The sequence below is a fragment of the Collinsella aerofaciens genome, from assembly GCF_040915545.1.
GTDB classification, from domain to species: domain Bacteria; phylum Actinomycetota; class Coriobacteriia; order Coriobacteriales; family Coriobacteriaceae; genus Collinsella; species Collinsella aerofaciens_BE.
In genome coordinates, this window is the sequence record NZ_JBCPDH010000017.1 from 21,530 (window position 1) to 45,594 (window position 24,065).

Genomic DNA, 24,065 nt, shown 5'->3' on the forward strand with positions numbered 1-24,065 from the left:
CGGGTCAAGATGCACTAGGCCTGGACGAAGTCCGGGCCCGCGCCTTTAGACGCGAGCCCGGGGCCCGTGGGTTATACCCTAAGAGCAAACCACCCTTTTTAAGGGTGGTTCTGATTTGTGGGGACCGCCGGCAGGATTCGAGCCGTCGACACCCGCGTCAGCAATTTCCCCGCGGGGGGGGTCGAATCCGCCCGGAGCACCAGAGATTTGTCGAGCCCGGTACCGCTACGGTGCCGGGCTCTTCTGGTTCAATGCCATGTCAAAAACGAAGCGCCCGCTTGCTGGGGGAGCAAGCGGGCGCCTGTGAGCGAATATGTTTGCGGCGAAAGCCGCGATAAGCGGTGGGGTGGCGACTAGTTGGTCGTACCGGAATCGTCGCCCGTGCTCGTGCCCGAGCCCGAGCCCGAACCAGAAAGTGCGACCGTCAGCGTAATCGTGCTGTCGGTGGACTGCTTGCCAGTGGGGGAGACGCCCGTAACGGTGGCATCCTCGTTACCGCTTACGGGATTGCCGTTCTGGTCACAGAAGCCGATGTTATAGAAACCGGCGTTGTTGAGCGCGGTGACGGCGGCGGAGATGCTCTTGCCGTACAGGTTGCCCGGAACACTGGCCTTGCCGGACTTCTTGGCAATGACGACGGTAATCGTGGCGCCGGGCTTCTGCTTGCCACTGGGGTTCCAGCTGATCACGGTGCCCTCGGTAACCGAGTCGTTCTCCTGGTAGCTAACGTCGACGCCAAAGCCTGCCATATCGAGGGCGTTGCGCGCCTGGGCCTCGGTCATGTCGGTCAGATCGGGGACGGACGTGGTATCCGGGCCGCTCGAGACCTTGTACGAGATGGTCGTGCCCTTCGCGACTTCCTTACCGGCTTCGGTGCCCTGCTCAAAGACCTGGCCCTCATCGGCCTCGTTGGCCTCCTCGGAGGCGTTGCCCTTCAGGCCAACGCTTGCCAGCGCGGCCTCGGCCTGGTCCTTGGTCAGGCCGACAAGCCGGGGAACCTCAACCTTCTCGGAGGGCTTGGGACCCTTGGAGATTACCAGGTTCACCTTGGTGCCCTTGGCCTTCTTGGTGTTGCCGTTGGGCGTCTGCTCGGCGACCTTGCCCTCGTCGACATCGTCGTTGTAGCTTTGGTCGATGGTGCCGACCTCGAGGCCGGCTTCCTTGATCAGCTCGACGGCAGTCTGCTGGTCCTTGCCCAGCACATCGGGCACGGTGACCTGCTCGCCGCCAAAGAGTCCTGTGGCAAAGGCCACCACGATGCCGATGACGGCAACGGCTGCCACCACGGCGGCGATGATCTTGTTCTTGTTGGATTTGGGCTTTTCGACCTCGTAGGAGCCGGTGGAGCCCGAAACCGAGCTACGGGCGGTATTCTGGCCGCTCACGCCCGAGACGGGACGCACCATGGCGCGCGTCTGATCGGAAAGCTCGCGAGTCTTGGTGGCGCCCAGCTCACCGGGGGCACCGATGATGCGCGTGGGCTCCGAGACGTTGACGGCACGGCCCGACAGGTAGCTGTTGAGCACCTGACGAAGCTCGTCGGCGGTCTGGAAGCGGTTTGCCGGGTCCTTCTCCATGCACTTGAGGATGATGCGCTCAAGGTCGGCGTCGACACCGGAGTTGATCTGGCTCGGCGGAATAGGCAGCTCGTTGACTTGCTTGAGTGCGACCGAGATGGCGTCGTCACCGTCAAAGGGAACGCGGCCGGTGGCGCACTCGTACATCACGACGCCCAGCGAGTAGATATCCGAGGTGGGGCCGAGGTCCTGACCGCGGGTCTGCTCGGGGCTGACGTAGTGGGCGGTTCCCAGCACGTTGTTGTCTTGCGTGAGGTGGCTGTTCTTGGCGCGCGCGATGCCAAAGTCCATCACCTTGATGTTGCCGTCGGGCAGCACCATGATGTTCTGCGGCTTAATGTCGCGGTGGATGATCTCGTGCTTGTGGGCGACCGAAAGCGCGGAGCTGATCTGCGAGCCGATCTGGGCGACCTTCTTGGGGTCGAGGGCGCCGTGGCTCTTGATGCCGCTCTTAAGGTCGGTGCCGCGCAGGTACTCCATGACGATGTAATAGGTGTCGCCGTCCTTGCCCCAATCGTAGACGCCCACGATATAGGGGGAGGAGAGACCGGCTGCTGCCTGGGCCTCCTGCTTAAAGCGTGCGGCGAAGGTTGCGTCGCCAGCATACTGCGGCAGCATGATCTTGACGGCAACCGTGCGGTCGAGGACCTGGTCCTGTGCACGGTAGACGGTCGCCATGCCGCCTGTTCCCACCTTATCCTTGAGGAGGTATCTTCCCCCGAGGACCCTCTGTTCCATTCCTGCTCCTAACATAACTATTCGCTCAACGATGTGTGTAGTACCTACGATGTGGCCGCTGGGGCCGTGTGGCGCGTTGCCGCTAACTCTTCGGCCGCGGCGCGCCTCGGGTGTCCGATTCGATCATGGGCATCACGCTCCCTGTGCGGCAAGCGCCGCGGTCAGGACGATACCGGCGATCTTGGCGGCCTTGACGTCATGCTTGTCGAAATCCTCCAAGGCCACCGAGATGGCGACCGTGGGTGAATCGTAAGGTGCAAAGCCAACGAACATCGAGTTGACGTTGGTGCCGCCGATCTCGGCCGAGCCGGTCTTGCCGGCGACCTTGACGCCGGGGATCTGGGCATCGGTGCCGGTGCCGGACTGGACGACGGCAAGCATGGCCTGCTTGACCTGGTCGGCCGTGGCGGAGCTGACGGCCTGACCCAGCGAGCGGGACTGCGTGGTCTTGACCACGGTTCCGTCCGGGGCGAGTACCTGGGCTACAAAGTACGGGTCCATGACCACGCCGCTGTTAGCGATGGCGGCGGCAATCACGGCGTTTTGCATGACGGTGGTCTGCGGGCCGGGCGTGTGGTCCATGCCGACAGGCTGGCCGGCGCCGGCCCAGGCGGTCTCCCACTCGGTCATGAGCGACGGGTCGGCCATGATGGAGGCCGCGGAGGTCAGGTCCTGGCCGAGCTTTTGGCCGTAGCCAAAGGCGTTGGCAAACTGTACGAGCGTGTTTGCGCCAACTTCGTTTGCCACCTGGCCAAAGACGACGTTGGAGGACACGGCAAAGGCCTGCTGCAGGCTGATGGTGCCGTAGCTCTCGTTGGCATAGTTGGTGACCGGTGCGTTGCCGATGTCCATGGAGCCGGGCGCCTGGTAGGTGCTGGTAAGGCTGGCGGCACCGGTCTCGAGTGCCGCGGAAAGCGTAACGACCTTAAACGTTGAGCCCGGCGTGTACAGCGCGTCCATGGCGCGATTGTACATGGAGCCGTCCTCGCCGCCGCCCGTCTGCAGCAGGGCATCGATGTTGGTGTTGTCGTAGGTGGGCGAGCTGGCACATGCGAGCACCGCGCCGGTACGCGGGTCGATGACCACTACAGCGCCCTTAAAGCCCTTGAGTGCCTGCTCGGCAGCCGTCTGGATGCGCGAGTCGATGGTGAGCTTGGCGGTGTTGCCCGGCTGGGTCTGGCCCGCGAGCGACGCGATGGCGTTGTTCCAGCTGGAGTAATCCTTAGAGCCGGTGAGCGTGTCGTTCATGACGCTCTCGATGGCGGTGGTGCCATACTGCTGGCTCACGTAGCCAACCACGTGCGCTGCCAGGTTACCGTTGGGGTAGGAGCGTACGTAGGTGCCGTCCTCCTGTTGCAGCGACTCGGCCAGCGTCACGCCGTCGGACGTGATGATGGAACCGCGCTGGATGTACTTGGAGCGGGCGATGGTGTGGTTGTTGGTCGGCATGTCCTGATAGTCCTTGGCCTTGATGACCTGGACATAGGTGAGGTTGCCGATAAGGATGGCGAACAGCGCCGTAAAGGCGAGCACCGCGCGGGTTAGACGGTTGGCGAGCGCCACGCGGCCGAGCACACCGGATTCAGGTGTGTCGAGCAGGCGACGGCGCATGCGCGAGCCGACGGAATGGCTGCCGCTGCCGTAGGAAGACGAGGTGGCAAAGCGCGTGCCCGTCGGGGCGGCGGCAGATGCGACCTGATCATCGGTGATGGCGGCCATGGTGCCGGTGCCGGTAAGCTCGGCCTCGCGTCCGGTCGCCTCGTCACCGGCGCGCAGCAGGAGCGCGACGATGATAAAGCTCGCCAGCAGCGAGGAGCCGCCCTGGCTCATAAAGGGCAAGGTGACGCCGGTCAGCGGGATCAGGCGGGTAACGCCGCCAACGATCAAGAAGGCCTGGAAGCTGATGGCGGCCGTAAGGCCCGTGGCGCTAAAGGCGGCGAGGTCGGATTTAGCGCGGGCAGCCGTGGTGAGGCCACGCACGGCAAAGAGCATAAACAGGATGAGCACGGCGCCGCCGCCCAAAAGACCCATCTCCTCGCCGATGGCCGAGAAGATAAAGTCGGACTCGACGACGGGGATGTTGTTGGCCATCCCGTTGCCGATGCCAACGCCGACCAGACCGCCGTCGGCAAGCGAGAAGAGCGACTGGACGATCTGGTAGCCCTGGCCCTGGGCGTCCTTAAACGGATCGACCCAAACCTGGAAACGCACCTGAACGTGCGACAGGAACTTGTAGGCGCCCACGGCTCCAACGGCTAAGAGCGCAAGGCCGATAACGACATACGAAAAGCGCCCCGTGGCAACGTAGAGCATCAGCAAGAAGATGGTGTAGAACAGCACGGCCGAACCCAGGTCGCGTTCGAAGACGACGACGAGCAGGCACACACCCCACACGGCAAACAGCGGCAGCAGCAGTCGCAGGCGAGGGATCTTAAAGCCCAGGATCTTGCGGTTGGAGATGGAGAGTAGCTCGCGGTTCTCGGCCAGGTACCCGGCCAGGAACAGCACGATAAAGACCTTGGCGAACTCGCCAGGCTGGATGGTAAAGCCCGCGATGCGAATCCACAGCTTGGAGCCCGAGATCGTGGTGCCGATAAAGATAGGCAGCATCAGCAGAATGATGCCGATGATGCCAAAGGTGTACTTGTAGCGCATGACCACGTCGAGGTTTTTGACTAGTGCAAGCGTTCCCACCATGAGCGCCACCGAGACAAACAGGATGATGAGCTGTGAGATGGCGAGAGCGGGGGCGAGACGCGTCACGAACGTGATGCCGATGCCCGAAAGTATAAATACGATGGGCAGGATGGCGGGGTCGGCACCGGGCGCCAAGATGCGCACGGCAATGTGGGCCGCGGCAAAGGCGGCAAAGAGGCCGATCGGTACGGCGAGCGTCTCAAAGGAGATGGCAGCGCCCGCGGTGAGGACGTACATCGCATACAGCAGGATGACGGGGAACGCCGAGGCGATGAGCAAGAGCAGCTCGGTGTTGCGGCGACTCATAAGCGGCACTCCCTTTCTAATTCTTATCGGAGGCTTCGGCCTCGGCGGACTGTTCGGCGGTTTTCTCGGAATCTGATTCGGAGGTCGATCCCTGATTGGTGTTGTCGCGAATCGTTTGCGCGTCGATCACCTGGCGGGTCTGCTCCTCGTCGATCTGGTGGCGGTACTTGGATATCGTGTCCTGCGCATCGTCGACACTTGTTTGCGGAATGCCCGCCTTGAGGCGGTTTTGCGTGTCTTCGGGCAGGTCGGACAGCTTGATGCTGGTTTCGCTTTCGAGCCAGTGGAGCTTGAGTCCGAGTGGCTTGCCGGGCAGGCCGCGCCAGACGGCGACATTGCCCTGGTAGGTACCCAGGTAGTACGAGCCGGTGACACCCGTGTAGGCCCAGATGCCAGCTGCCAGCACAAAGACGAGGGCCAGGATGGCGGCGATAGTAACGTTGCGGCGACGCACGCGTTGCGCCTCGCGCATGACGCCATCGTCAACCAGGTCAACGACTACTACGGTCACGTTGTCGTGGCCGCCGGCGGCAAGCGCCGCGTCCACTAGGTTGTCGACGCAGATTTGCGCGGTTGAGGACTGCGTGGCGATGTTCTCGATATCGCTATCGGGAATCATGCTCGAAAGGCCGTCGGAGCACAGGATCAGGCGGTCGCCTTCCTCGATATGCAGAGTGAAGTGGTCGGCATACATGGCGGGGTCCGAGCCCAGTGCGCGGGTGATGACCGAACGGTTGGGGTGGACGCGAGCCTCGTCTGCCGTGATCTCGCCGGCGTCCACGAGCTCCTCCACGTAGGAGTGGTCGCGGGTCACGCGGATGAGCGTGCCCTCGTGGAGCAGGTAGGCGCGCGAGTCGCCCACGTGGGCGATGGCGAGCGTATCGTTTTCGATATAGGCGCAGGTGGCTGTGCAGCCCATGCCGGGCTTGCCCAGGCCGTTCAGGGCCGCCTCGATTACGGCGGCGTTGGCTGCCTCGACGGCTGCGGCCAGGCGTGCTGCGTCGGCGGACTGTGGGGCCGTCTTGGCTATAGTCTCGACAGCGATAGAAGAGGCTACCTCGCCGGCGGCGTGACCACCCATGCCGTCGCATACGCAAAAGAGCGGCGACTGCACCAGGTAGGAATCCTCATTGTGCGGGCGCACACAGCCAACGTCGGAGCGGGCGCCCCACATGAGTTGCGTGGTGGTACCGGCATCATAGGTCGAGTCGGTCTCGATGCGCTCCTCGGTCAGGGGCTCAAAGCTCATGGTCGAGCCGGGGTCTTTGAGCTTGGCCTCAACGGCAGCAACGTCGATCTCGGCGGTGTCACCGGGAGAGACGGTGTCGGTCTCGGCGTTTGATTCGGAATTGTCGGTGTCCGGGGAGTCGGGCTCCTCGGACACGCGGGCGGTCGACTCGTCGTCTTGCGGGCTGACGTCTATAGGCTCGGGCGCCGGCGTAGACGCGGGCGCAACCTCGGATGCCGGGGCTATGGGAAACGCCGGCGCGGCGGGCTCGGGTGCCGCAAACACCGCAGCGCTCTCGTTGATTGCCGCGGCGACGGGCTCTGCAAAGTGAGCCGGCGCCGGGGTTGCTTCGGGCGCTGTGGGCTGTTCCGCAGCATGTGCGCCGATGGGCGCCGCTACGGCATCCTCTTCGTCCTCGTTATCGGCGAGATCCGAAATATCATGCGTTACATGCGAAAGAGGCAGGGAGAACACGGTGTCCTCGGGCTCCACGGGTGCGGAGCCCGCCGGAGCGGCGTGGGCCGGCGCAGCTGTGGCGGCGGCCGGTGCCTCGGTCATAGTTGCGGACTTGTTCTCCTCGTCGATCATCGACGGTTCACCTTCATGACCACGTCGCCAATCTGGACTTCGTCGCCCTCGCGCAGCGTTGCGGGCTCAACAAGCTGGCGGCCGTTGACGAGCGTGCCGTTAAGCGAGTTGAGGTCCTCGATGATGAGCGCCGGGCCCTGCAGCGAAAAGCGCGCATGTGAGGCCGAGACGAACGGTTCGTTGATGCAGATGTCCGAAGATGGCGAGCGACCGACGATGACGGGGCCGAGCATGTCTACGTGGATGCCGCGGATACCGCGCGGACCCTTGTCCACATCAATCGTCCAGATAGCCGAGTCGCGGCGCTGCCCGCGCACAAGTCCCACGCCGGTCTTCATGACGGCGAACAGGAAGATATAGAGCAGGGCGACCAGGACGATGCGGCCTGCAAAAAGGACGATATCGATGTTCATAAGCGACTATCCCCTAAATTCAAAGGTGCTCAGGCCAAACGTCAGCAGATCGCCGTTGCGCAGCGGGCAGCGCGTAATGCGGCGGTTGTTGACGAGCGTGCCGTTGGTGGAATTGAGGTCCTCGATCGACCAATCCGAGCCCGTAAAGGTGAGCTGGGCGTGGCGGCGCGACACGTTGGGGTCGCGCAGGGCAATGTCGGAAACTGAGCGCTCGCGACCGATGGTCACCTGTGCGGAGGTGATGCTATGGCTCTCGCCGCTCACGACGTCGACGAGCTGGGCGAGCGGGCGCTGCGGGGCACGAGTGCTCGCCATGTTGGAGGCGATGCCGGCTGCGGCACCTAGGCCCACGGCGGCACCGGTCGCGGCGGCTCCGCCCATGCCGGCAAGCGCGTCGCGCGAGACGGTCTGCGGCACCGGGATAGGAGCGGCGGGGTCGGGGACGCTAGGCGCGAAGGGATCTGCCACGGCAAGCGGGTCGGGAGCGGCGGCGCGAGGCGTCGGCTGCTGCTGGGGCATGGCGGCGGGGCGCTGCTGCTGCGGGGCAGCAAACTGCTGCTGGCCGGCGCGCGGGGCGCTGGCGGCACGGCTTGCCGCGGAGTTGTTCTGGCCCAGGCCGTTTTGATAGGCGCGCTCTTCTTCGTACAGGCGGCCGAGCGTGGGGGCATCGACGTTCTCGGCAAAGACCGAGAACTTGCCGGCGCGCAGCTGCGGATCGATCATAAAGCGCACGAGGGGCTCGCCGACAAAGACATAGCGGCGCTTTTCGGCCTGCGCCTTCACAAACTCGCGGACCTCGCGCGAAAGCTCGGGGTAGAACGGGGCGAGCATGGGATCGTCGTCGGCGGCGATAAGGATGGTATAGAGTGCCGGCGCCGTGTTGACGCCGTTAATCACCAGAGTCTGATCCTCCATGTCGCGAGCGGCCTGCTTGGCAAGCTTCTTAAAGGAGAACGGGGCACGGGTGGCACCGAAGATGCCGGCCACGTGGTCCTCGAAGATGTTCAGGAAGTTCACGAAAGATCACTCTCCGTATAGGTTCTTTGGTATCCGAGCAAATATAGGCATATCCCAACGATTATAGAGGATAGGGTTCCCGCAACCGCCGCCTTGGCGACGACCGCGGCTGCAAGGCTGGCAATTTCCATATGGTGTGCAAGACAGGACGCCGCTGCGCAGCCGATGCCGGTGACAGCGATGGCGGCGATTGCGGCAAGGTTTGAGCCCTGATCGGCACGCTTGGCATGGGCATTGAGCAGCGCGGATGACGCTGCGGCAGTTGCCGCGACCAGCACAAAGGCAGCCCAAAGGAGCGGGTCTCCCAGCGCTGCGGCAACGTTACCGAGCCCCAGCACGCCTCCGGCTGAAAGCGCGACCGTGGCCAGACGGGCAAAAAGCGCGCCCATGCCCGTTGCCGCGGCGGCGCTTGCCGGGCCGAGCCAAAATGACGCGACGCCGGCGGCGACCCCAGCTGCCAGGAAGGTATTGCCGGTCAGACAGCCAAGCGCGAGTGCACAGGTGAGCGTGGCGCTCGCGGCAGTCTCGGTGCGACCCCAGGCGATCCACCAACCGGACATGGCGGCGGCAAAGATCACCGCGACGGGCAGCATCGACAGGATGCCTTGTGCCTGCATGGTGGCGTTGGCCATGAGCACCAAAAAGCCCACAGCCGAGATGGCCGAGCCAATCTGGGGGGCCAGGCCAGCCGCCGCTCCGATCGCGATGGCCGCAATGACCAGGCCGGGAAGCGCCGCGACCCCGGCCGTTTGCATCAGTAAAAAGCTAAAGGTGCCGCACGTTAGCGCCGAGATAGTGCGCATGGTGTAGTCGCGCGCATGGCTCCAGCGCGTGCCCGCCCAGCCGAGTGCGGGGTCGACCTCGATGGCGTCGTCCTCGTAGTGCGACGGCTCGATATCGTCGAGTTCCTGCTCGTCATCCGAAAGCTCGCCAACCATTTGCTCCAGGCTGCGACGGCCCTCGCGCACGCTGCCCAGACCGGCAAGGAGCTGGTCGCAAAATGCCTCGATGCTGTTGGGGCGGTCCTGCGGCATGGGGGAGAGCGCGCTCATGAGCGCGGCCTCGGCTCCCGGGGGAAAGTGTGGTATCAGCTCGCTGGGATAGGTGGCGCCGCCGATGATGCGGTCGAGCGAGTCGGCGGGCGTGGCCGCCATAAAGGGAGCGCTGCCGCACAGGCCCTCGTAGATCACACAGGCGAGGGCAAAGACATCGGCGCGCTCGTCGACCGTGCCGGTCTCGATATCGAGCTGCTCGGGCGGCATGTAGCCGATGGTGCCGCCGCGTGAGCCGCCAAAGCCACCGGCGGACGACAGTCGCGCCATGCCAAAGTCGGTGAGCTTTACATTGCCCGAGTGGTCGATGAGCACGTTGGCGGGCTTAATGTCCAGGTGGAGTACGCCATTACTATGAGCGAAGGTGAGCGCCTGGCCCAGGGCATCGGCAATGGCCGCGGCCTCGTCAAAGGTAAGTGAGTGGCCGTCCACGCGGTGCAAAAACTCGGCCAGCGACATGCCATCGACATATTCCATAACCAGGTAGGCATAGGCTGTGTCGTGCGTAAAGTCGATGACCTGCACGATGTTGGGATGTTGAAGCATAGCGGCAGTGTGCGCCTCGCGCAGGACATCCATGATGTCGCTGGCGGGCATGCCGGCACCGTTGATAAGGGGGATGCGCTTAATGGCGACGCGGCGGCGCAGATGCGTGTCGCGGCAGATCTCGATGGAGCCAAAACCGCCGGTCGCAAGTGTCTCGAGCGGCTGGTACCGCTTAAGCAGCTCGCGAGAGCTGGTGCCCTCCAGAGGAACGTCCGGCGAGAACCGGGCGGTATGTTGCGAGAAAAGCGGCATGGCCAACCCTCGTGCGTTTAAAGTTCGTTTGCGAGTGGCGGGCGCGGAGCCGAGCCGTTCGCGGTGGCATAGATGCTGCTAGTGTAGCACGCTCGGGTGCATGGGGAGGATAGCGGGATGCGAGGTTGCCTGTCTGGCTTGGCTCTGTTTTGGCTCGCTCGGAAAGCGCACCCCACTTTGCGACCAAATTAAGGGATGCACTTTCCGAATGGGGTGGTCTGCGGAAACTGCGTCCCAGAATATTGGCGTAGAGCGGGATGCGCTTTCCGGATGGGCGCTCAAAAGGAAACCGCATCCCACTTTGGAGCGCCAAAACGGGATGCGGTTTCCGCTGTCAATCTAAGTTACGCCTAAGCAGGCGGCCGGAGTTTGGACCCCGGCTCGGGTTAGCGCTTCTTCTTGTTCTTCTTCTGCTTGCGCTGCTTGCCCTTGGTCTCCTGGGGCTTGTCGCCCTGTTTGGCTTCGGCGGCGGCCTTTTCTGCCTTCATCTTCTTGCGTTTGGTCTCGATGCGGAGTTTTTTGTTGATGCGTGCCTTAAGGAAGGTGCCAAACTGCTCGGCATCGCCGTGAACAAAGGTGTCCTTAGGGATCGTCACGCCCTGGTCGGCGAACATGGCCACAAAGATGCGCTCGCCGTCGAGCACGTGGTCGAGCTTTTCAAACGGGAAGAACTGCGACTTGCCGCTCTTGCCCCAAACCATCAGGCCGTCCTCGTTGGCGGCGACGCGGCGATAACGGCCACCCATGGACTCGTCGGCCTCGACGGCGTCGATAAAGTCGCGGGCGAGGGTGTGGTGCAGGTTTTTGCTCCACCAGGCCAAAAAGGCGCCGAATACGATCAAGACGACGCCAAACTTGATCCAGTTGCCGCCGGCCACCAGCATGCCGATGCCGATGAGCGCGGCAATCGCGGCGGCGACATACAGCGAGCCGCGACGCCTGGGCGAGGCGACCAGGCGGGCGAAGTCGGTGACCAGGTCGTTTTCGTACTGGTACTCGTTGAGGTACAGGATGCCGTCGTCGGCTGCGGCCTGCTCCTCGAGCGCGACCTCGACCTGGTCGGCTGCTTCGGAGGGAACGAGGTTGCTTTCTGCGTCTGCCATGCTCTTTGGACTCCTATCGCGGCGGGCTCGCCGTACGGGTTATTATGAATGCAGTATGCCGTGCGACCGCATGGCCGCCGCGGCAACAAGACTCAGTATACCCGGGGGAGCACCCATGGAATCGTTGTACCGAAAGTATCGCCCGCTCACCTTTGACTCCGTGGTGGGCCAGCAGCATATCGTCTCGACGCTCGAGCACGCCATCACCGAGGGGCGCCTGTCCCACGCCTACCTGTTCTGCGGACCGCGCGGCACGGGCAAGACCACCATGGCGCGCATTCTGGCCAAGGCGCTGCTGTGCCGCAATGCCGAGGCGGCGCGCGCCGAGGGTGCAAGCGGCTGCATGCCCGACGGTACTTGCGAGGAGTGCGAGCTCATTGCCGAGGGTAACCACCCCGATGTTTACGAGCTCGATGCCGCCTCCCGCACGGGCGTGGACAATGTGCGCGAGGAAATTATCAACTCCGTCAACTTTGCCCCGGTGCGCGGCAAGTACAAAATTTATATCATCGACGAGGTCCACATGCTCACGACGGCGGCGTTCAACGCGCTGCTCAAGACGCTTGAGGAGCCGCCGGCGCACGTGATCTTTGTGCTGTGCACCACCGACCCGCAAAAGATTCTGGAGACCATCCTCTCGCGCTGCCAGCGTTTCGATTTCCATCGCATCGGCAACGAGGATATTGAGCATCGCCTGGCATACGTGTGCGAGCAGGAGGGCTTCGATTACGACGACGAGGCGCTGGCTATCGTGGCGCGCCATGCCAAGGGCGGCATGCGCGACGCGTTGTCCACGCTGGAGCAGCTGAGCGTCTTTGGCAACGGTTCTGTGCATGCGGACGACGCCCGCTCGCTTTTAGGCGAGGTTTCGGACCAGATTCTGGGCGAGTTTTCCCGCGCCATTGCCGATCGCGATGTTGCCGAGCTCTATGGACTGATCCGTGCGCAGGTCGAGGAAGGAAACGACCTGCTGGAGCTGACGCGCGACCTAGTGGCGCATGTGCGTGACGTGTACGTTGCCTGCGTTGCCGGTGCCCGTGCCGAGCTGTTTGAGGGCGGCTCCGAGCAGGCCGAGGCGCTTGCTGCCGAGGCCGCTGCCTTTGGCGAGCATCCTGCCGACCGCCTGGCCCGTGTGCTGACAGTGCTCGACGATGCCGCACTGGAGATGAGGGGCGCGAGTGACGTGCGCCTGGTGCTCGAGATTGCCTGCACGCGTCTGGCACGTCCCGAGGCTGATTTAACGATTGAGGCATTGGCCGAGCGCGTGGCGCGTCTGGAGGCCATGGTTGCCAACGGCGCCGTGCCGGCGAGCGTGGCTGCTGCTCAGGCCGCCGCGCCTGTAGCATCCGTACCCGCTGCTGCCCAACAGCCGACGCTAATTTCGGGCGCCCGTGCTGCCGCTCCGGCGGCATCCGCTGCCCCCGCTGCTACGTCCGCGCGCCAGGGCGGTATGCCTTGGGACCGTGGTACTGCCGCTCCGGCGGCTCAGCCTGTGCCCCGTTCTGCGTCCGTGTCAGCTTCCAAGCCTGCGGCGCCTGCGCCTCAGCCTGCGCCGGCTCCGACGCCTCAGCCCGTTGCGGCCCCCGCGCCTGCCACCGCTCCGGCACCTAAGCCCCAGTCCAACAATGCCGCCCAGGTTGCCGCCGCCGGTGCTGCCGAGACCCCCGCGGTTGAGGACGCCGGTGAGCTCCAGCGCAAATGGGTCGAGGTTGTCGAGCGCGTCAAGGCGCGTCAGGCTTCCTACGCGGGGCTTTTGCTCAACGCCCGCGCCACGGCCGACGACGGCTCCAAGCTCACCGTCTCGTTCCCTGCGGGCTCGACCTTTGCCATCAAGATGCTCGGCCGCGCTGACACGCAATCGGTGGTCCTGCCGACGGTCTGCGCAGTCTTCGGTCGTCGTACCGTCGACTATGTCCTGGATGGGGGTGGCACGCCGGCTCCTCAACATGAGGAGCATTCTCCATCTGCACGGGCTGCGGCATCTGCGGACCCGCAACCCGTGTCCTCGGCGGCCCCTGTATCCTCGAGCGCCAGCGCGACGCAGCCAAAAGCGGCACCGGTAGCGGCACCGACCCTGTCGGCGCCTAAGCCCGCGGCGCCCAAACCGGCTGCTCCGGCTCCCGCGCCCAAGCCCGCTGCCGCGCCTGCGCCCAAGTCATCCGACCTGGCTAAGGCCCCTTGGCTGCGCTCCGACAACCCTGCCGGCGCTCCTGCCACGGGCAAGCTCCCGACCGAGCCCGCGCCCCGCGTGCCCGAGCGCTCGGCTGCCCCCAAGGCCCAGCCTGTCGCGCAGTCCGCGCCGTGGGAATCCGAACAGGTGCCCTACGACGACGCTATAGTCGGCGGCTTCGCTGGCGATGCGAGCGGGGACGATCTGCCTCCGTTCGACGTGCCGGGTGCGACGCCCGCGCCCAAGTCCGCTGTAGCTGCCCCCAAAGAGGAGGACGCTCCTGCAGCTCCCTGGGAGTCCAACCCCGGCGCCGGCAGCCCCTTCGGCCACCAGGGCGCAGCCCCGAGCATCCCGCAGACCGAGGACGAGGCCAAAGACCTCATCCGCAGCGTCTTCGGTCAGGCCACCATCTTCAAACCGGTGGAGTAGCCGTACGGGCGGGTATACTGCTCAAGAAGAGAACCCCTTGCCCGGGCGCATTTGTATTTCGGACATGTGTAGTGTGGTGCCGCGTATCTCGCATTCGAGCAGGCAGGTACGCGACGGTCGGCCTAGGATGCTGAGGTCGATACGATACGCCGCATAGCTGTCCGTGTTCTCGACTTGCTCGGCGTTGAGGGTTGCTCCGATTGTCAAGAAAGCGCCTGGTTCGGCATTGACAATCTTGGAGTCCTTTATCTTGACCTTGAACTCTTGGTAGAGGGACGGGCTGTTGTAGTAAATGGTTCGGGTTCCATCGGTGCACTCATCGGTCGCTTCCCATTTGACGGTGGGCTGGTCCGAGTTGGCTATCAGCAGTTCTGCTCCAAAGGCTATAGCATGGGTGATGACAACCAGCAATGCCCAGCCGACAAAGAGATAGAGAACCACATATGCGACGGGGTGTTTTGAGCGGATGTTTTGGAGCGCGTCGGGGGCATTCATGGGGCACCTCCAAATTGCTATCTATGGCAATCAAATTATACCCTGCTGCCATGTGCGCCGCCTCGAGTAGTGGCTCGGCATTTAGCCATTTAGTGGGACGCATAAAATGTCGGATTCCGGCTCTACAAGATTTAGCTTTCAATATTATGCAGATGCGAATTATTCAACTTTGCATAATCTTTGGGTGCGGCTTGCACTCCAGGACATGTATATCGACTGAGGGAACACGTCCGCCCCGCTCGCTGGCCGCGCGCCGTGGTACGATTTTTGAGTTTGAAAGTCCCGCCGTGCTCCGGCTGCCCTTGCAGCTCGGCGTGCGGCCGCACGTAAAGGAGCCATCATGGCCGGTATGAACATGCAGCAGATGATGAAGCAGGCTCGCAAGATGCAGGAACAGCTTGCCGCCGCGCAGGAGAACCTCAAGTCCCAGACCGTCGACGCCTCTGCCGGCGGCGGCATGGTCAAGGTGACCGTTAACGGCGAGATGGAGCTCGTCAACCTCACCATCGATCCCGATGCCCTCGATCCCGAGGACGTCGATATGCTGCAGGATATGATCATGGCTGCCGTCAACGAGGCCGTCCGCGGCGTCAACGAGCTCGCCAACAAGCAGATGGGCGCCATCACCGGCGGCCTCAACATCCCGGGCATGCCGTTCTAAGACACACATATATATGAGTGCGAATCACAGTCTGCAAAAACTGCTCGATGAGCTGGGCCGTCTGCCGGGCATTGGTCCCAAGTCGGCCCAGCGCATCGCCTATTACCTGCTCGAGGCCGATGCCGAGGAGGCCCGCCGCCTGGCCGAGGCCATCCTGGAGGTCAAGCAGGAGGTCCACTTTTGCAGCCGCTGCTTTAACTACGCCACGGCCGACGAGTGCTCCATCTGCCAGGACCCGATGCGCGATACCACTCGCATTTGCGTGGTGGGCGAGCCGCGCGACGTCCAGGCGATCGAGCGCACGGGCAGCTACCACGGTCTCTACCACGTATTGGGCGGCGTGATCAGCCCCATGGACAAGATTGGCCCCGAGCAGTTGCACATCCGCGAGCTGCTGGCGCGTCTGGGCCACGAGGATATCCATGAGGTCATCATCGCCACCAACCCCAACATCGAGGGCGAGACCACGGCGAGCTACCTGGCCCGCACTATCAAGCCGCTGGGCGTCGAGGTGTCGCGTCTGGCGAGCGGCCTGCCCGTGGGCGGCGACCTGGAGTATGCCGACGAGCTTACGCTTGGCCGCGCCATCGAGGCCCGTCGCGCGATTTAGGTGGCGAGCCTGCTCCTGCCGTATGTTTTCCTCACGACGCACGGGGTAGTCATAATTTCCCCGAGCGACTGTGGGTTTGTTGTGCAACAAAGATGCTTCGTATCCGCTTATCGCATGGATGCTTCCGCTCGCATCCTTAATTTGCCCATTCGTTGCGCAACCTTTTGGGTTCGCTGATACACTCAAATATGGATTTGAATGAATGCGCCGCTTCTGAGCGGCGTGTTTTTCTTGGAGGAGAACGCATGCGGCCCGGTGGCACTCAGACAAAGCGCGGCGCCGCGGTGCGCATGCGACGCCGACTGGGCTTGGCGCCGCGGGCGTACGCACTGCTATCGTGCTCGCTGGTGCTGGTCATAGCTGGCGTTTCTGCCTATGGCATGACCGTGCCGTCCATGATGCAGGCGCATGCCGCACGCGAACCGCGCGTGGGGCATGAGGTCAAAAGTGACCTGGGTACCACGACTGGATATGCTTGGGCAAGTGTGGTCGCGCATATTGTGTTTGGCACCGACGATGCGGACGGCGCCGAGGCCCCGGACAACGAAGTCACGCTTGCCAATGGCAAAACCATCGTGCTCACCAACACCAAGATCATCGATCGGTTGTCCAACAATAGCGTGGCGGCAACGGTGAATAAGGTCGAGCAGCAGAAGGAGCAGGACGCCCAGCAGTCCGGAAAGCCCGGTAGCTCGGATACTCCTGGCTCCGGCTCGGATTCATCGAGTTCGGGCGGCGGCTCTGGGGCGGGTTCCTCTACCGGAGGGTCTGGAAACGGCGGCTCGACGGGCGGCAACACTGACAACGATGCAAACTCCGGTGGCCTTTCCGCTGCTGAGGAAGAGAGCATTCACAGTTGGCTTGTGACCAAGTACAACATGCTCGACGGCTATGTTTCTCGTGCCAATGACGTGGTCTCGACCTATAACTCTACGGGAGATCCCAGACCGTGCGACAGCCTGGTCGGGGAGATGTTTGTCATTCGAGCCGAGTTCGGTCGTCAGACATTTTCGCCCCGGTCAAAGTGGTATCAGCAGTATGCCAATCTGTGGGGCTGTTACACCAACCTATGTCAATGGGTCGGCCATTACGGCGATGATGACGTCGCGCTCGGTAACTTCAACAATAACGTGGCGGCGCTTGCCCTATGATGACCGATCTTGCATCCACCACACCACAATCGCTCGGTCGCGATCCCATGGTCGGCCTGCGCCTGGCGCGTGTCGACGGGTTTGAGCCGGCTATTGCGCTCGGTCAGGACGAACTGCCTGCCTATCTGCGTCGTTTCACGATGCTGTTTGCCGACGATGCCACCATGCGCCGTGGCGGTATCGGCCGCGTGACGCGTGCCGTCAACGCCCAAGGCGAGGCCGTGGCGCTCAAGCAGCTCATCTTGCCGGCGCGCGATGAGTTCGACGACGATGCCGCTCACGAGGCGCTGGTCGCCAAGTTCAAGGCGGCGTTTCGCGAGGAATACGAATGCCATCGCGCCCTTTCGGGCCTTAAGGGCTTTCCCCGTCTCTATGGCTGGGGCGAGGTCGATGGTGTGCCTGCAATTGTCATGGAATGGGTCGAGGGCGAGACGCTTGCCCGCTTGCGTTCGCGACTCGCCGTGGACGATGCCGGACGCCTGTCGCCGCTTGTGGCGGCGCGTCTGGGTCGCGACCTGTTCGATCTGCTCTGCCGTATGAGCCTGGTGGGCGAGGGCTTTGTCCATCGCGATATCTCGCCCGCTAATATTATGGTGCGCACGGCGCGCCTGCCGCTTGACCGGCAGCTTGCCGAGGGCACCTTTGACCTGTGCCTGATCGACTTTGGCTCGTCGCTGGCGCTTGAGCCTGCGTCGGCCGTGGCCGGTACCGGCGGCAAGGCGTCGTTTACGGAGCGTTATGCCACGCTGCGTCGCGCGACGGTTGCCTATGCCCCGCCCGAGATGCTCACCGACGATATTCCCGACCTGCGCGCTTTGCGTATGTCGCCGGCGATCGACGTCTATGCCGCGGCAAGCACGGTTTACGAGCTCATTGCCGGCGTCGCGCCATACGAAGCCGCGCCGGGCACTTCGGGCACCTCGGGCTCGCGCAAAAAGACGCGCGACATCGCCAGCCCCTATCGTCTCAAGATGGACACGCGGCCCGACTATCCCATTGGTGCCCATGCGCCCGGTTGCAATTTGACTCAGCTGCTTCGTCGTGAGCCCGATGTGGCGCTCGCCGCGGCCGAGCAGGCCCAGCAGCTAGGGCTTGAGCCGGATTCCGAAGAGCTACGCGATGCGCTGGCGTTTGTCGATGCCCAGCTGTTCGACGTGGTGATGGCCTGTCTGTCCAGCCATCAAAAAGATCGTCCCGAGCCGGCGGCGGTCGAGGCGGCGCTCTCGGCGTTTTGTGACCACTATACGCAAAATGTCGGTCGTTCGCTCCGCGGCGAGCCGCTCACGCCGTGCCCCATGGATGCGTCTGGCCGCGCGGTTCGTCGCGCGCTGATGGTCGGCGCGACGGTCGTCTGTGGCGTGGTTTGGGCTGTGGTCGTGGTTTCGGCCGCGCTGCTGGCGTCGGGCGCTCGCGTGACAGCGACTTTGGGATCGCTCGTGTGGTCTGGGTCGCTACCGGGTATTATTGCCGCACTGGCGTTGGCGCTGCCAGGCATAGCCGGCGTTGCCGCGGGGGCACTTGCGCGCGATCGGCGCTCGGGGCTCCTGCAGGGTGTGCTTGCGCTTTCTGCCTGCGAGGTTCCGGTGCTGGTTGTGGCTGCATGTAGCGTATTTTCCCAACGCGCCGTGATGGGCGGCCTTATTGCCGCCCTGGTTGCAACCTATGCGCTTACGTGGTTTTTGCTTGCGATGGGCTTTGCCTTTGAACTCCCCGTTTCGGCACCGCGACGCACAAAAGCCCAGATGGCGACTCCGCTTGCCGGTGGAGCCGCAGCTGCCCGTACTTTTGGCAGACCTGTCGAGGTATCGTCCGATTCTATTTCTACGACCAAGGAGGCCTAGGTCATGGCATCTCAAGTTGAGCTCACCCCATGCGGGGCCATGTTTGACATCTTTAAGCGCGCGGCGCATCTGAGCCATATCGAGCTGTGCGGCTTGGTGCTTTCGTCCCGTCCGCTCGCCGACGGCCGCAGCCCGCAGAGCCGGGCCGCCGATCGCTCTTGGGTTTCCCGCTTTATCGTTCGCGCGCCGGTCGGCACGCTTCAGCAGCGCTACTTTGCCGAATACGGTACCTCGGCTGCGCGTATTATGTCGCAACTGGCCCTGCGCCAGCGAAATCCCATGGACTCCACGGCTGTGATCAATATGGTGTGCGGTCCTGCAGGTGAACCGATGGTACGCGCACTCGAAGAGTGCCACCAGGACACGAATCTCTATCGCAACGCGCTCGATCGCCTGTCCCAGGCGGCAGAACTCATGCCTGCCGAGCGCGCCGAGGCCGTGCTGGTGCTGTTTGTCGCCGTCGGCTGTTCGGCGGATGTGCGGTCCTCGGTGAACTATGCCATCGACTACGCTCATGCGACCTGTGGCGGCGCCACGTCGACGCCGCGCTCGCTGAGCACATCTTCGGTCGCGGGCGAGCACGAGGTCGCGCCGGCGCATCCGCTGGGACTGCTGCGCGTGCAAAACGGCTACGTGGTGAGCGCCCCGCGCTGGATTCAGCCGAGTGAGGAAGGTGTCGAGATCGGCGCCCTGGCAACGGGGGAGGGCGACATCACCGACGTCGGTGACGACGTCTCGGCCCGCCATGCCCATATCTGGTGCGACGATTCTGGCACATGGTTTGTCGAGGACCTGTCGTCCACGAACGGCACCGTGGTGGTAAACGGGGCCACGAGCGTGTGTATTCAAGTAGAGCCCGGCCGCTCCGCCCGGCTCAGCCCCGGTGACGAGCTCAAACTCGGCGAATCCACCACCTACGCCATCCTCCTCGGCGCCCTCTAGCTCATCCCCCCCCAATGAGTTGCGGTGAAATAGGGACTGATTAAGGCCGTTAACAGCAAAAACACTCCCTATTTCACCGCAACTGCTGTGGGGTTCCAGGGGACTGTGCCCGTCGGTGCCGGGCGCACAATAGTCACCCGAGGTAAACCTTTACCGGCCACCTATATTTGCCGAAATATGGCCTGACGGCGGGGTACAATAAACCCGCATGCGGATTTCCGTTGCGGGCGCTTCCCATCGCCGGGGCGTGCCCGGGAGCATCCGACATGCGGCCTTTGCGGCGCTCGGTCATGTGCAAGACGGGTAGCTGGGCCTGTGGAGCGCGTGCAGCCCTCCTTGCCTCGGCATGCCTTCTCTCCACGCCATGTACCTGCTGCTGAGTCCGCCTGCCAGATGATTGGAAGCAACAACGAAAATCCCATCACGCCAATATCCCGGCGATCGCCGGGGCCTGTATACCTATATGAGAGGAGAGGGGTATATGGCGCGTAAGTTTAAGTCTATGGACGGCAACGAGGCGGCCGCATATGTTTCGTATGCGTACACCGAGGTAGCGGGAATTTATCCCATTACGCCGTCCAGCCCGATGGCCGACCATGTCGACCAGTGGGCGGCCCAGGGTCGCAAGAACATCTTCGGCACCCCGGTCAAGGTCGTCGAGATGGAGTCCGAGGCAGGTGCAGCCGGTACCGTTCACGGTTCGCTGGGTGCCGGTGCTCTGACCACCACCTACACGGCTTCTCAGGGTCTGCTCCTGATGATCCCGAACATGTACAAGATCGCAGGCGAGCAGCTCCCGGGCGTTTTCCACGTCTCCGCGCGTTGCGTCGCTTCGCACGCCCTGAACATCTTCGGTGATCACTCCGACGTCATGGCCTGTCGCCAGACCGGTTTCGCCATGCTCGCCGAGGGCAACGTCCAGGAGGTCATGGACCTCTCGCCGGTGGCTCACCTTGCCGCCATCGAGGGTAAGACCCCGTTCCTTAACTTCTTCGACGGTTTCCGCACCAGCCACGAGATCCAGAAGGTCGCCATGTGGGACTACAAGGATCTGGCCGAGATGTGCGACATGGACGCTGTCCAGGCTTTCCGCGATCACGCGCTCAACCCTGAGCACCCGCATACCCGCGGTAGCCACGAGAACGGCGACATCTTCTTCCAGAACCGCGAGGCCTGCAACAAGGTCTACGACGAGCTTCCCGCCGTCGTCGAGGGCTACATGAAGAAGATCAACGAGAAGCTCGGCACCGATTACGGCCTGTTCAACTACTACGGCGCTCCCGATGCCGATCGTGTCGTCGTGTGCATGGGCTCCTTCTGCGACGTGCTCGAGGAAGTCATCGACTACCTCAACGCTCACGGCGAGAAGGTCGGCCTGGTCAAGGTTCGCCTGTTCCGTCCGTTCTCCATCAAGCACTTCGTCGACGTTCTCCCCGAGACCGTCAAGAAGATTGCCGTCATGGACCGCACCAAGGAGCCGGGTTCCATCGGCGAGCCGCTCTACCAGGACGTTGTCTCCGCTCTCTACGAGGCCGGCAAGACGGGCATCAAGGTCGTCGGCGGCCGTTACGGCCTGGGCAGCAAGGACACGCCTCCCGCGTCCGCGTTCGCTGTCTTCGAGGAGCTCAAGAAGGACGAGCCCAAGCGCGAGTTCACCATCGGCATCGTCGATGACGTGACCAACCTGAGCCTGCCCGAGGCCGAGGATGCGCCCAACACCGCAGCCCCCGGCACCATCGAGTGCAAGTTCTGGGGTCTGGGTGGCGACGGTACCGTCGGCGCCAACAAGAACTCGATCAAGATTATCGGCGACCACACCGACAAGTACGTCCAGGCCTACTTCCAGTACGACTCCAAGAAGACCGGCGGAGTCACCGTCTCGCACCTGCGCTTTGGTGATTCCCCGATTCGCTCGCCGTACTACGTGACCAAGGCCGACTTTGTCGCCTGCCACAACCCCAGCTACATCGTCAAGGGCTTCAAGATGGTCCGCGACGTCAAGCCGGGCGGCACCTTCCTGGTCAACTGCCAGTGGAGCGACGAGGAGTTCGCCGAGCACATGCCCGCCGTGGCCAAGCGCTATATCGCGAACAACAACGTCAACGTCTACCTGATCGACGCTATCGACCTGGCCGCCAAGGTCGGCATGGGCAAGCGCACCAACACGGTGCTTCAGTCCGCCTTCTTCGCGCTGGCCAAGGTTCTGCCCGCCGAGGACGCCCTGCAGTACATGAAGGACGCGGCCACCAAGTCCTACATGAAGAAGGGCCAGGCCATCGTCGACGCCAACCACAAGGCCATCGATGCCGGCGCTACCGCCTTCCGTAAGTTCGAGGTTCCGGCCGACTGGGCTACCGCCGAGGACGCCGCTCCCGTCGAGCTCTCCGAGGAGACCAAGTCCGCCATCGCCCAGCAGGTCAAGAACCTGCTCGAGCCCATCGATCGCATGGATGGCGACAGCCTGCCCGTTTCCGCCTTCGTCGATTGTGCCGACGGCCAGTTTGAGCTGGGCGCCTCCGCATACGAGAAGCGCGGCGTCGCCGTGGTCGTTCCTCACTGGGACGAGACCAAGTGCATCCAGTGCAACCAGTGCGCCTATGTGTGCCCGCATGCCACCATCCGTCCGTTCGCGATGACCGAGGACGAGGCTGCCGCCGCGCCCGAGGCTACCCGCACGCTCGACGCCATGGGCCCCAAGGCCAAGGGCATGAAGTTCACCATGGCCGTGTCCCCGCTCGACTGCATGGGCTGCACCAACTGCGTCAAGGTCTGCCCCAAGGGCGCCCTCGAGATGGTTCCCACCGAGCAGGAGATGGATCAGCAGCCCGTTTGGGACTATATGGTCGAGAACGTCTCCGAGAAGAAGGAGCTCATCGCGGCCAACGTCAAGGGCAGCCAGTTTAAGCAGCCCTACCTGGAGTTCTCCGGCTCCTGCGCCGGCTGCGCCGAGACCGCCTATGCACGTCTGGTGACCCAGGTTGCCGGCGACCGCATGTTCATCTCCAACGCCACCGGCTGCTCCTCCATTTGGGGCAACCCCGCTGCCACCGCTCCTTACTGCAAGGACAAGGACGGTCACGGCCCGGCGTGGAATAACTCCCTGTTCGAGGACAATGCCGAGCACGGTCTGGGCATGGCCGTCGGTTACGAGGCCGTCCAGAAGAAGCTGATCGCCGCTACCCAGGACATCATCGCTGCCGATGGCCCGTCCGATGAGCTCAAGGCTGCCGGCCAGGCTTGGATCGACTCCGTCAACGACGCCGAGGCTTCCAAGACCGCTGCCGCTGCCTACGTTGCCGAGCTCGAGAAGTGCGGCTGCGACGCTTCCAAGGCGATCCTCGCCGACAAGGCTTACCTCACCAAGAAGTCCTTCTGGATCTTCGGCGGCGACGGTTGGGCCTACGACATCGGCTTCGGTGGCCTGGACCACGTCCTGGCTTCCGGCCACAACGTTAACGTCTTCGTCTTCGACACCGAGGTTTACTCCAACACCGGTGGTCAGGCCTCCAAGGCCTCGAACCTGGGCCAGGTCGCTCAGTTCGCCGCTGCCGGTAAGGTGACCAAGAAGAAGTCCCTGGCCGAGATTGCCATGAGCTACGGCTACGTCTACGTGGCGCAGGTCGCCATGGGCGCCAACCCGGCTCAGACCCTCAAGGCCATCCACGAGGCCGAGGCCTACGACGGCCCGTCCCTCATCATCGGCTACAGCCCCTGCGAGATGCACTCCATCAAGAAGGGCGGCATGCAGAACTGCCAGGCCGAGATGAAGAAGGCTGTCGAGTGCGGTTACTGGAACCTCTTCCGCTTCAACCCCGAGGCTGCTGCCGGCAAGAAGTTCTCGCTCGATTCCAAGGAGCCCGCGGGCGGTTATCAGGAGTTCCTGATGAACGAGGCCCGTTACGCTTCGCTGACGCGTTCCTTCCCCGAGCGCGCCGAGGAGCTCTTCAAGGAGAACGAGCAGGCCGCTATGGACCGCTATGCTCACCTGCTGAAGCTCAAGGCGGTGTACAACGAGGCCTAGGTCTCTCACCGCAGGATCTGAGGGCTGACCTTCGCGGACGTCCTCGGACATGAAAGAACCCCCGCTGCGCACTACGTGCGGCGGGGGTTCTTTCGTCCTGCGGAGTGTCCGCGAAGGTCAGCCCTCAGATCCTGCTACGACTACGTCCTTGGATCGCGTCGAAAATGTTGGTGTAAGGGTGACGCCCTAGCGCCCGTTTAACGAAGAACGGCCTTCGTCCTAGAATCT

15 protein-coding genes are annotated in these 24,065 nt (G+C 63.4%); 7 read left to right on the forward strand and 8 right to left on the reverse strand.

What is annotated here, in order from left to right:
- Positions 1 to 353: 353 nt before the first annotated feature.
- The 7 genes from pknB to AB5202_RS06645 form a co-directional block, all read right to left on the reverse strand.
- The gene (pknB, locus tag AB5202_RS06615) at positions 354 to 2,315 is read right to left on the reverse strand and encodes a Stk1 family PASTA domain-containing Ser/Thr kinase (RefSeq protein ID WP_368143967.1); all 1,962 of its coding nucleotides are present in this window, start codon (positions 2,313 to 2,315) and stop codon (positions 354 to 356) included.
- A gap of 132 nt (positions 2,316 to 2,447) precedes the next feature.
- A complete protein-coding gene (locus AB5202_RS06620) occupies positions 2,448 to 5,318 on the reverse strand; it encodes an FtsW/RodA/SpoVE family cell cycle protein (protein WP_271738189.1) in 2,871 nt (956 codons plus the stop codon).
- A 16-nt stretch (positions 5,319 to 5,334) separates the two neighbouring features.
- On the reverse strand, positions 5,335 to 7,134 hold the full coding sequence (locus AB5202_RS06625; RefSeq protein WP_196033896.1) for a Stp1/IreP family PP2C-type Ser/Thr phosphatase: 1,800 nt from the start codon (positions 7,132 to 7,134) through the stop codon (positions 5,335 to 5,337).
- Positions 7,131 to 7,547: an FHA domain-containing protein gene (locus AB5202_RS06630; RefSeq protein ID WP_006235180.1), complete on the reverse strand. Its 417-nt coding sequence runs from the start codon at positions 7,545 to 7,547 to the stop codon at positions 7,131 to 7,133. The genes AB5202_RS06625 and AB5202_RS06630 overlap by 4 nt, the downstream gene beginning before the upstream one ends.
- 6 nt (positions 7,548 to 7,553) lie before the next feature.
- Positions 7,554 to 8,564 carry an FhaA domain-containing protein gene (locus AB5202_RS06635; RefSeq protein WP_070097545.1) on the reverse strand — a complete coding sequence of 337 codons (1,011 nt, stop codon included), beginning with the start codon at positions 8,562 to 8,564 and terminating at the stop codon, positions 7,554 to 7,556.
- A complete protein-coding gene (locus tag AB5202_RS06640) occupies positions 8,561 to 10,414 on the reverse strand; it encodes a serine/threonine-protein kinase (RefSeq protein ID WP_196033891.1) in 1,854 nt (617 codons plus the stop codon). Before AB5202_RS06640 ends, AB5202_RS06635 begins: the two co-directional genes overlap by 4 nt.
- A gap of 386 nt (positions 10,415 to 10,800) precedes the next feature.
- Entirely contained in the window at positions 10,801 to 11,517 is a 717-nt protein-coding gene (locus AB5202_RS06645; RefSeq protein ID WP_368143966.1) for a hypothetical protein, read from the reverse strand.
- Positions 11,518 to 11,632: 115 nt separating this feature from the next.
- Between AB5202_RS06645 and dnaX the strand changes: the two genes are divergently transcribed.
- Positions 11,633 to 14,116, forward strand: a complete 2,484-nt coding sequence (gene dnaX / locus AB5202_RS06650; protein ID WP_368143964.1) for a DNA polymerase III subunit gamma/tau — start codon at positions 11,633 to 11,635, stop codon at positions 14,114 to 14,116.
- Positions 14,117 to 14,137: 21 nt separating this feature from the next.
- Here dnaX and AB5202_RS06655 read toward each other — a convergent pair whose 3' ends face one another.
- Positions 14,138 to 14,611 (reverse strand): hypothetical protein, encoded by a 474-nt coding sequence (locus AB5202_RS06655; RefSeq protein WP_368143963.1) that lies wholly within the window; start codon positions 14,609 to 14,611, stop codon positions 14,138 to 14,140.
- A gap of 340 nt (positions 14,612 to 14,951) precedes the next feature.
- On the opposite strand from AB5202_RS06655, the gene AB5202_RS06660 reads away from it, so the two are divergent.
- From AB5202_RS06660 to nifJ, 6 genes are all read left to right on the forward strand, one after another.
- Positions 14,952 to 15,272 carry a YbaB/EbfC family nucleoid-associated protein gene (locus AB5202_RS06660; RefSeq protein WP_006235174.1) on the forward strand — a complete coding sequence of 107 codons (321 nt, stop codon included), beginning with the start codon at positions 14,952 to 14,954 and terminating at the stop codon, positions 15,270 to 15,272.
- Between the two features lie 13 nt (positions 15,273 to 15,285).
- On the forward strand, positions 15,286 to 15,882 hold the full coding sequence (recR, locus tag AB5202_RS06665) for a recombination mediator RecR (RefSeq protein WP_006235173.1): 597 nt from the start codon (positions 15,286 to 15,288) through the stop codon (positions 15,880 to 15,882).
- A gap of 245 nt (positions 15,883 to 16,127) precedes the next feature.
- Entirely contained in the window at positions 16,128 to 17,033 is a 906-nt protein-coding gene (locus AB5202_RS06670; RefSeq protein WP_368143961.1) for a hypothetical protein, read from the forward strand.
- Positions 17,030 to 18,874 (forward strand): serine/threonine protein kinase, encoded by a 1,845-nt coding sequence (locus AB5202_RS06675; protein WP_368143960.1) that lies wholly within the window; start codon positions 17,030 to 17,032, stop codon positions 18,872 to 18,874. Before AB5202_RS06670 ends, AB5202_RS06675 begins: the two co-directional genes overlap by 4 nt.
- Positions 18,875 to 18,877: 3 nt before the next feature.
- A complete protein-coding gene (locus tag AB5202_RS06680; protein WP_368143959.1) occupies positions 18,878 to 19,816 on the forward strand; it encodes an FHA domain-containing protein in 939 nt (312 codons plus the stop codon).
- A gap of 481 nt (positions 19,817 to 20,297) precedes the next feature.
- Positions 20,298 to 23,837 (forward strand): pyruvate:ferredoxin (flavodoxin) oxidoreductase, encoded by a 3,540-nt coding sequence (gene nifJ, locus AB5202_RS06685; RefSeq protein ID WP_368143958.1) that lies wholly within the window; start codon positions 20,298 to 20,300, stop codon positions 23,835 to 23,837.
- The last annotated feature ends 228 nt before the right edge of the window (positions 23,838 to 24,065 follow it).

Coding starts and splice junctions, on each gene's coding strand:
- pknB (WP_368143967.1), bottom strand. CDS start 2,315: ATGGAACAGAGGGTCCTCGGGGGAAGATACCTCCTCAAGGATAAGGTG.
- AB5202_RS06620 (WP_271738189.1), bottom strand. CDS start 5,318: ATGAGTCGCCGCAACACCGAGCTGCTCTTGCTCATCGCCTCGGCGTTC.
- AB5202_RS06625 (WP_196033896.1), bottom strand. CDS start 7,134: ATGATCGACGAGGAGAACAAGTCCGCAACTATGACCGAGGCACCGGCC.
- AB5202_RS06630 (WP_006235180.1), bottom strand. CDS start 7,547: ATGAACATCGATATCGTCCTTTTTGCAGGCCGCATCGTCCTGGTCGCC.
- AB5202_RS06640 (WP_196033891.1), bottom strand. CDS start 10,414: ATGCCGCTTTTCTCGCAACATACCGCCCGGTTCTCGCCGGACGTTCCT.
- AB5202_RS06645 (WP_368143966.1), bottom strand. CDS start 11,517: ATGGCAGACGCAGAAAGCAACCTCGTTCCCTCCGAAGCAGCCGACCAG.
- dnaX (WP_368143964.1), top strand. CDS start 11,633: ATGGAATCGTTGTACCGAAAGTATCGCCCGCTCACCTTTGACTCCGTG.
- AB5202_RS06655 (WP_368143963.1), bottom strand. CDS start 14,611: ATGAATGCCCCCGACGCGCTCCAAAACATCCGCTCAAAACACCCCGTC.
- AB5202_RS06660 (WP_006235174.1), top strand. CDS start 14,952: ATGGCCGGTATGAACATGCAGCAGATGATGAAGCAGGCTCGCAAGATG.
- recR (WP_006235173.1), top strand. CDS start 15,286: ATGAGTGCGAATCACAGTCTGCAAAAACTGCTCGATGAGCTGGGCCGT.
- AB5202_RS06670 (WP_368143961.1), top strand. CDS start 16,128: ATGCGGCCCGGTGGCACTCAGACAAAGCGCGGCGCCGCGGTGCGCATG.
- AB5202_RS06675 (WP_368143960.1), top strand. CDS start 17,030: ATGATGACCGATCTTGCATCCACCACACCACAATCGCTCGGTCGCGAT.
- AB5202_RS06680 (WP_368143959.1), top strand. CDS start 18,878: ATGGCATCTCAAGTTGAGCTCACCCCATGCGGGGCCATGTTTGACATC.
- nifJ (WP_368143958.1), top strand. CDS start 20,298: ATGGCGCGTAAGTTTAAGTCTATGGACGGCAACGAGGCGGCCGCATAT.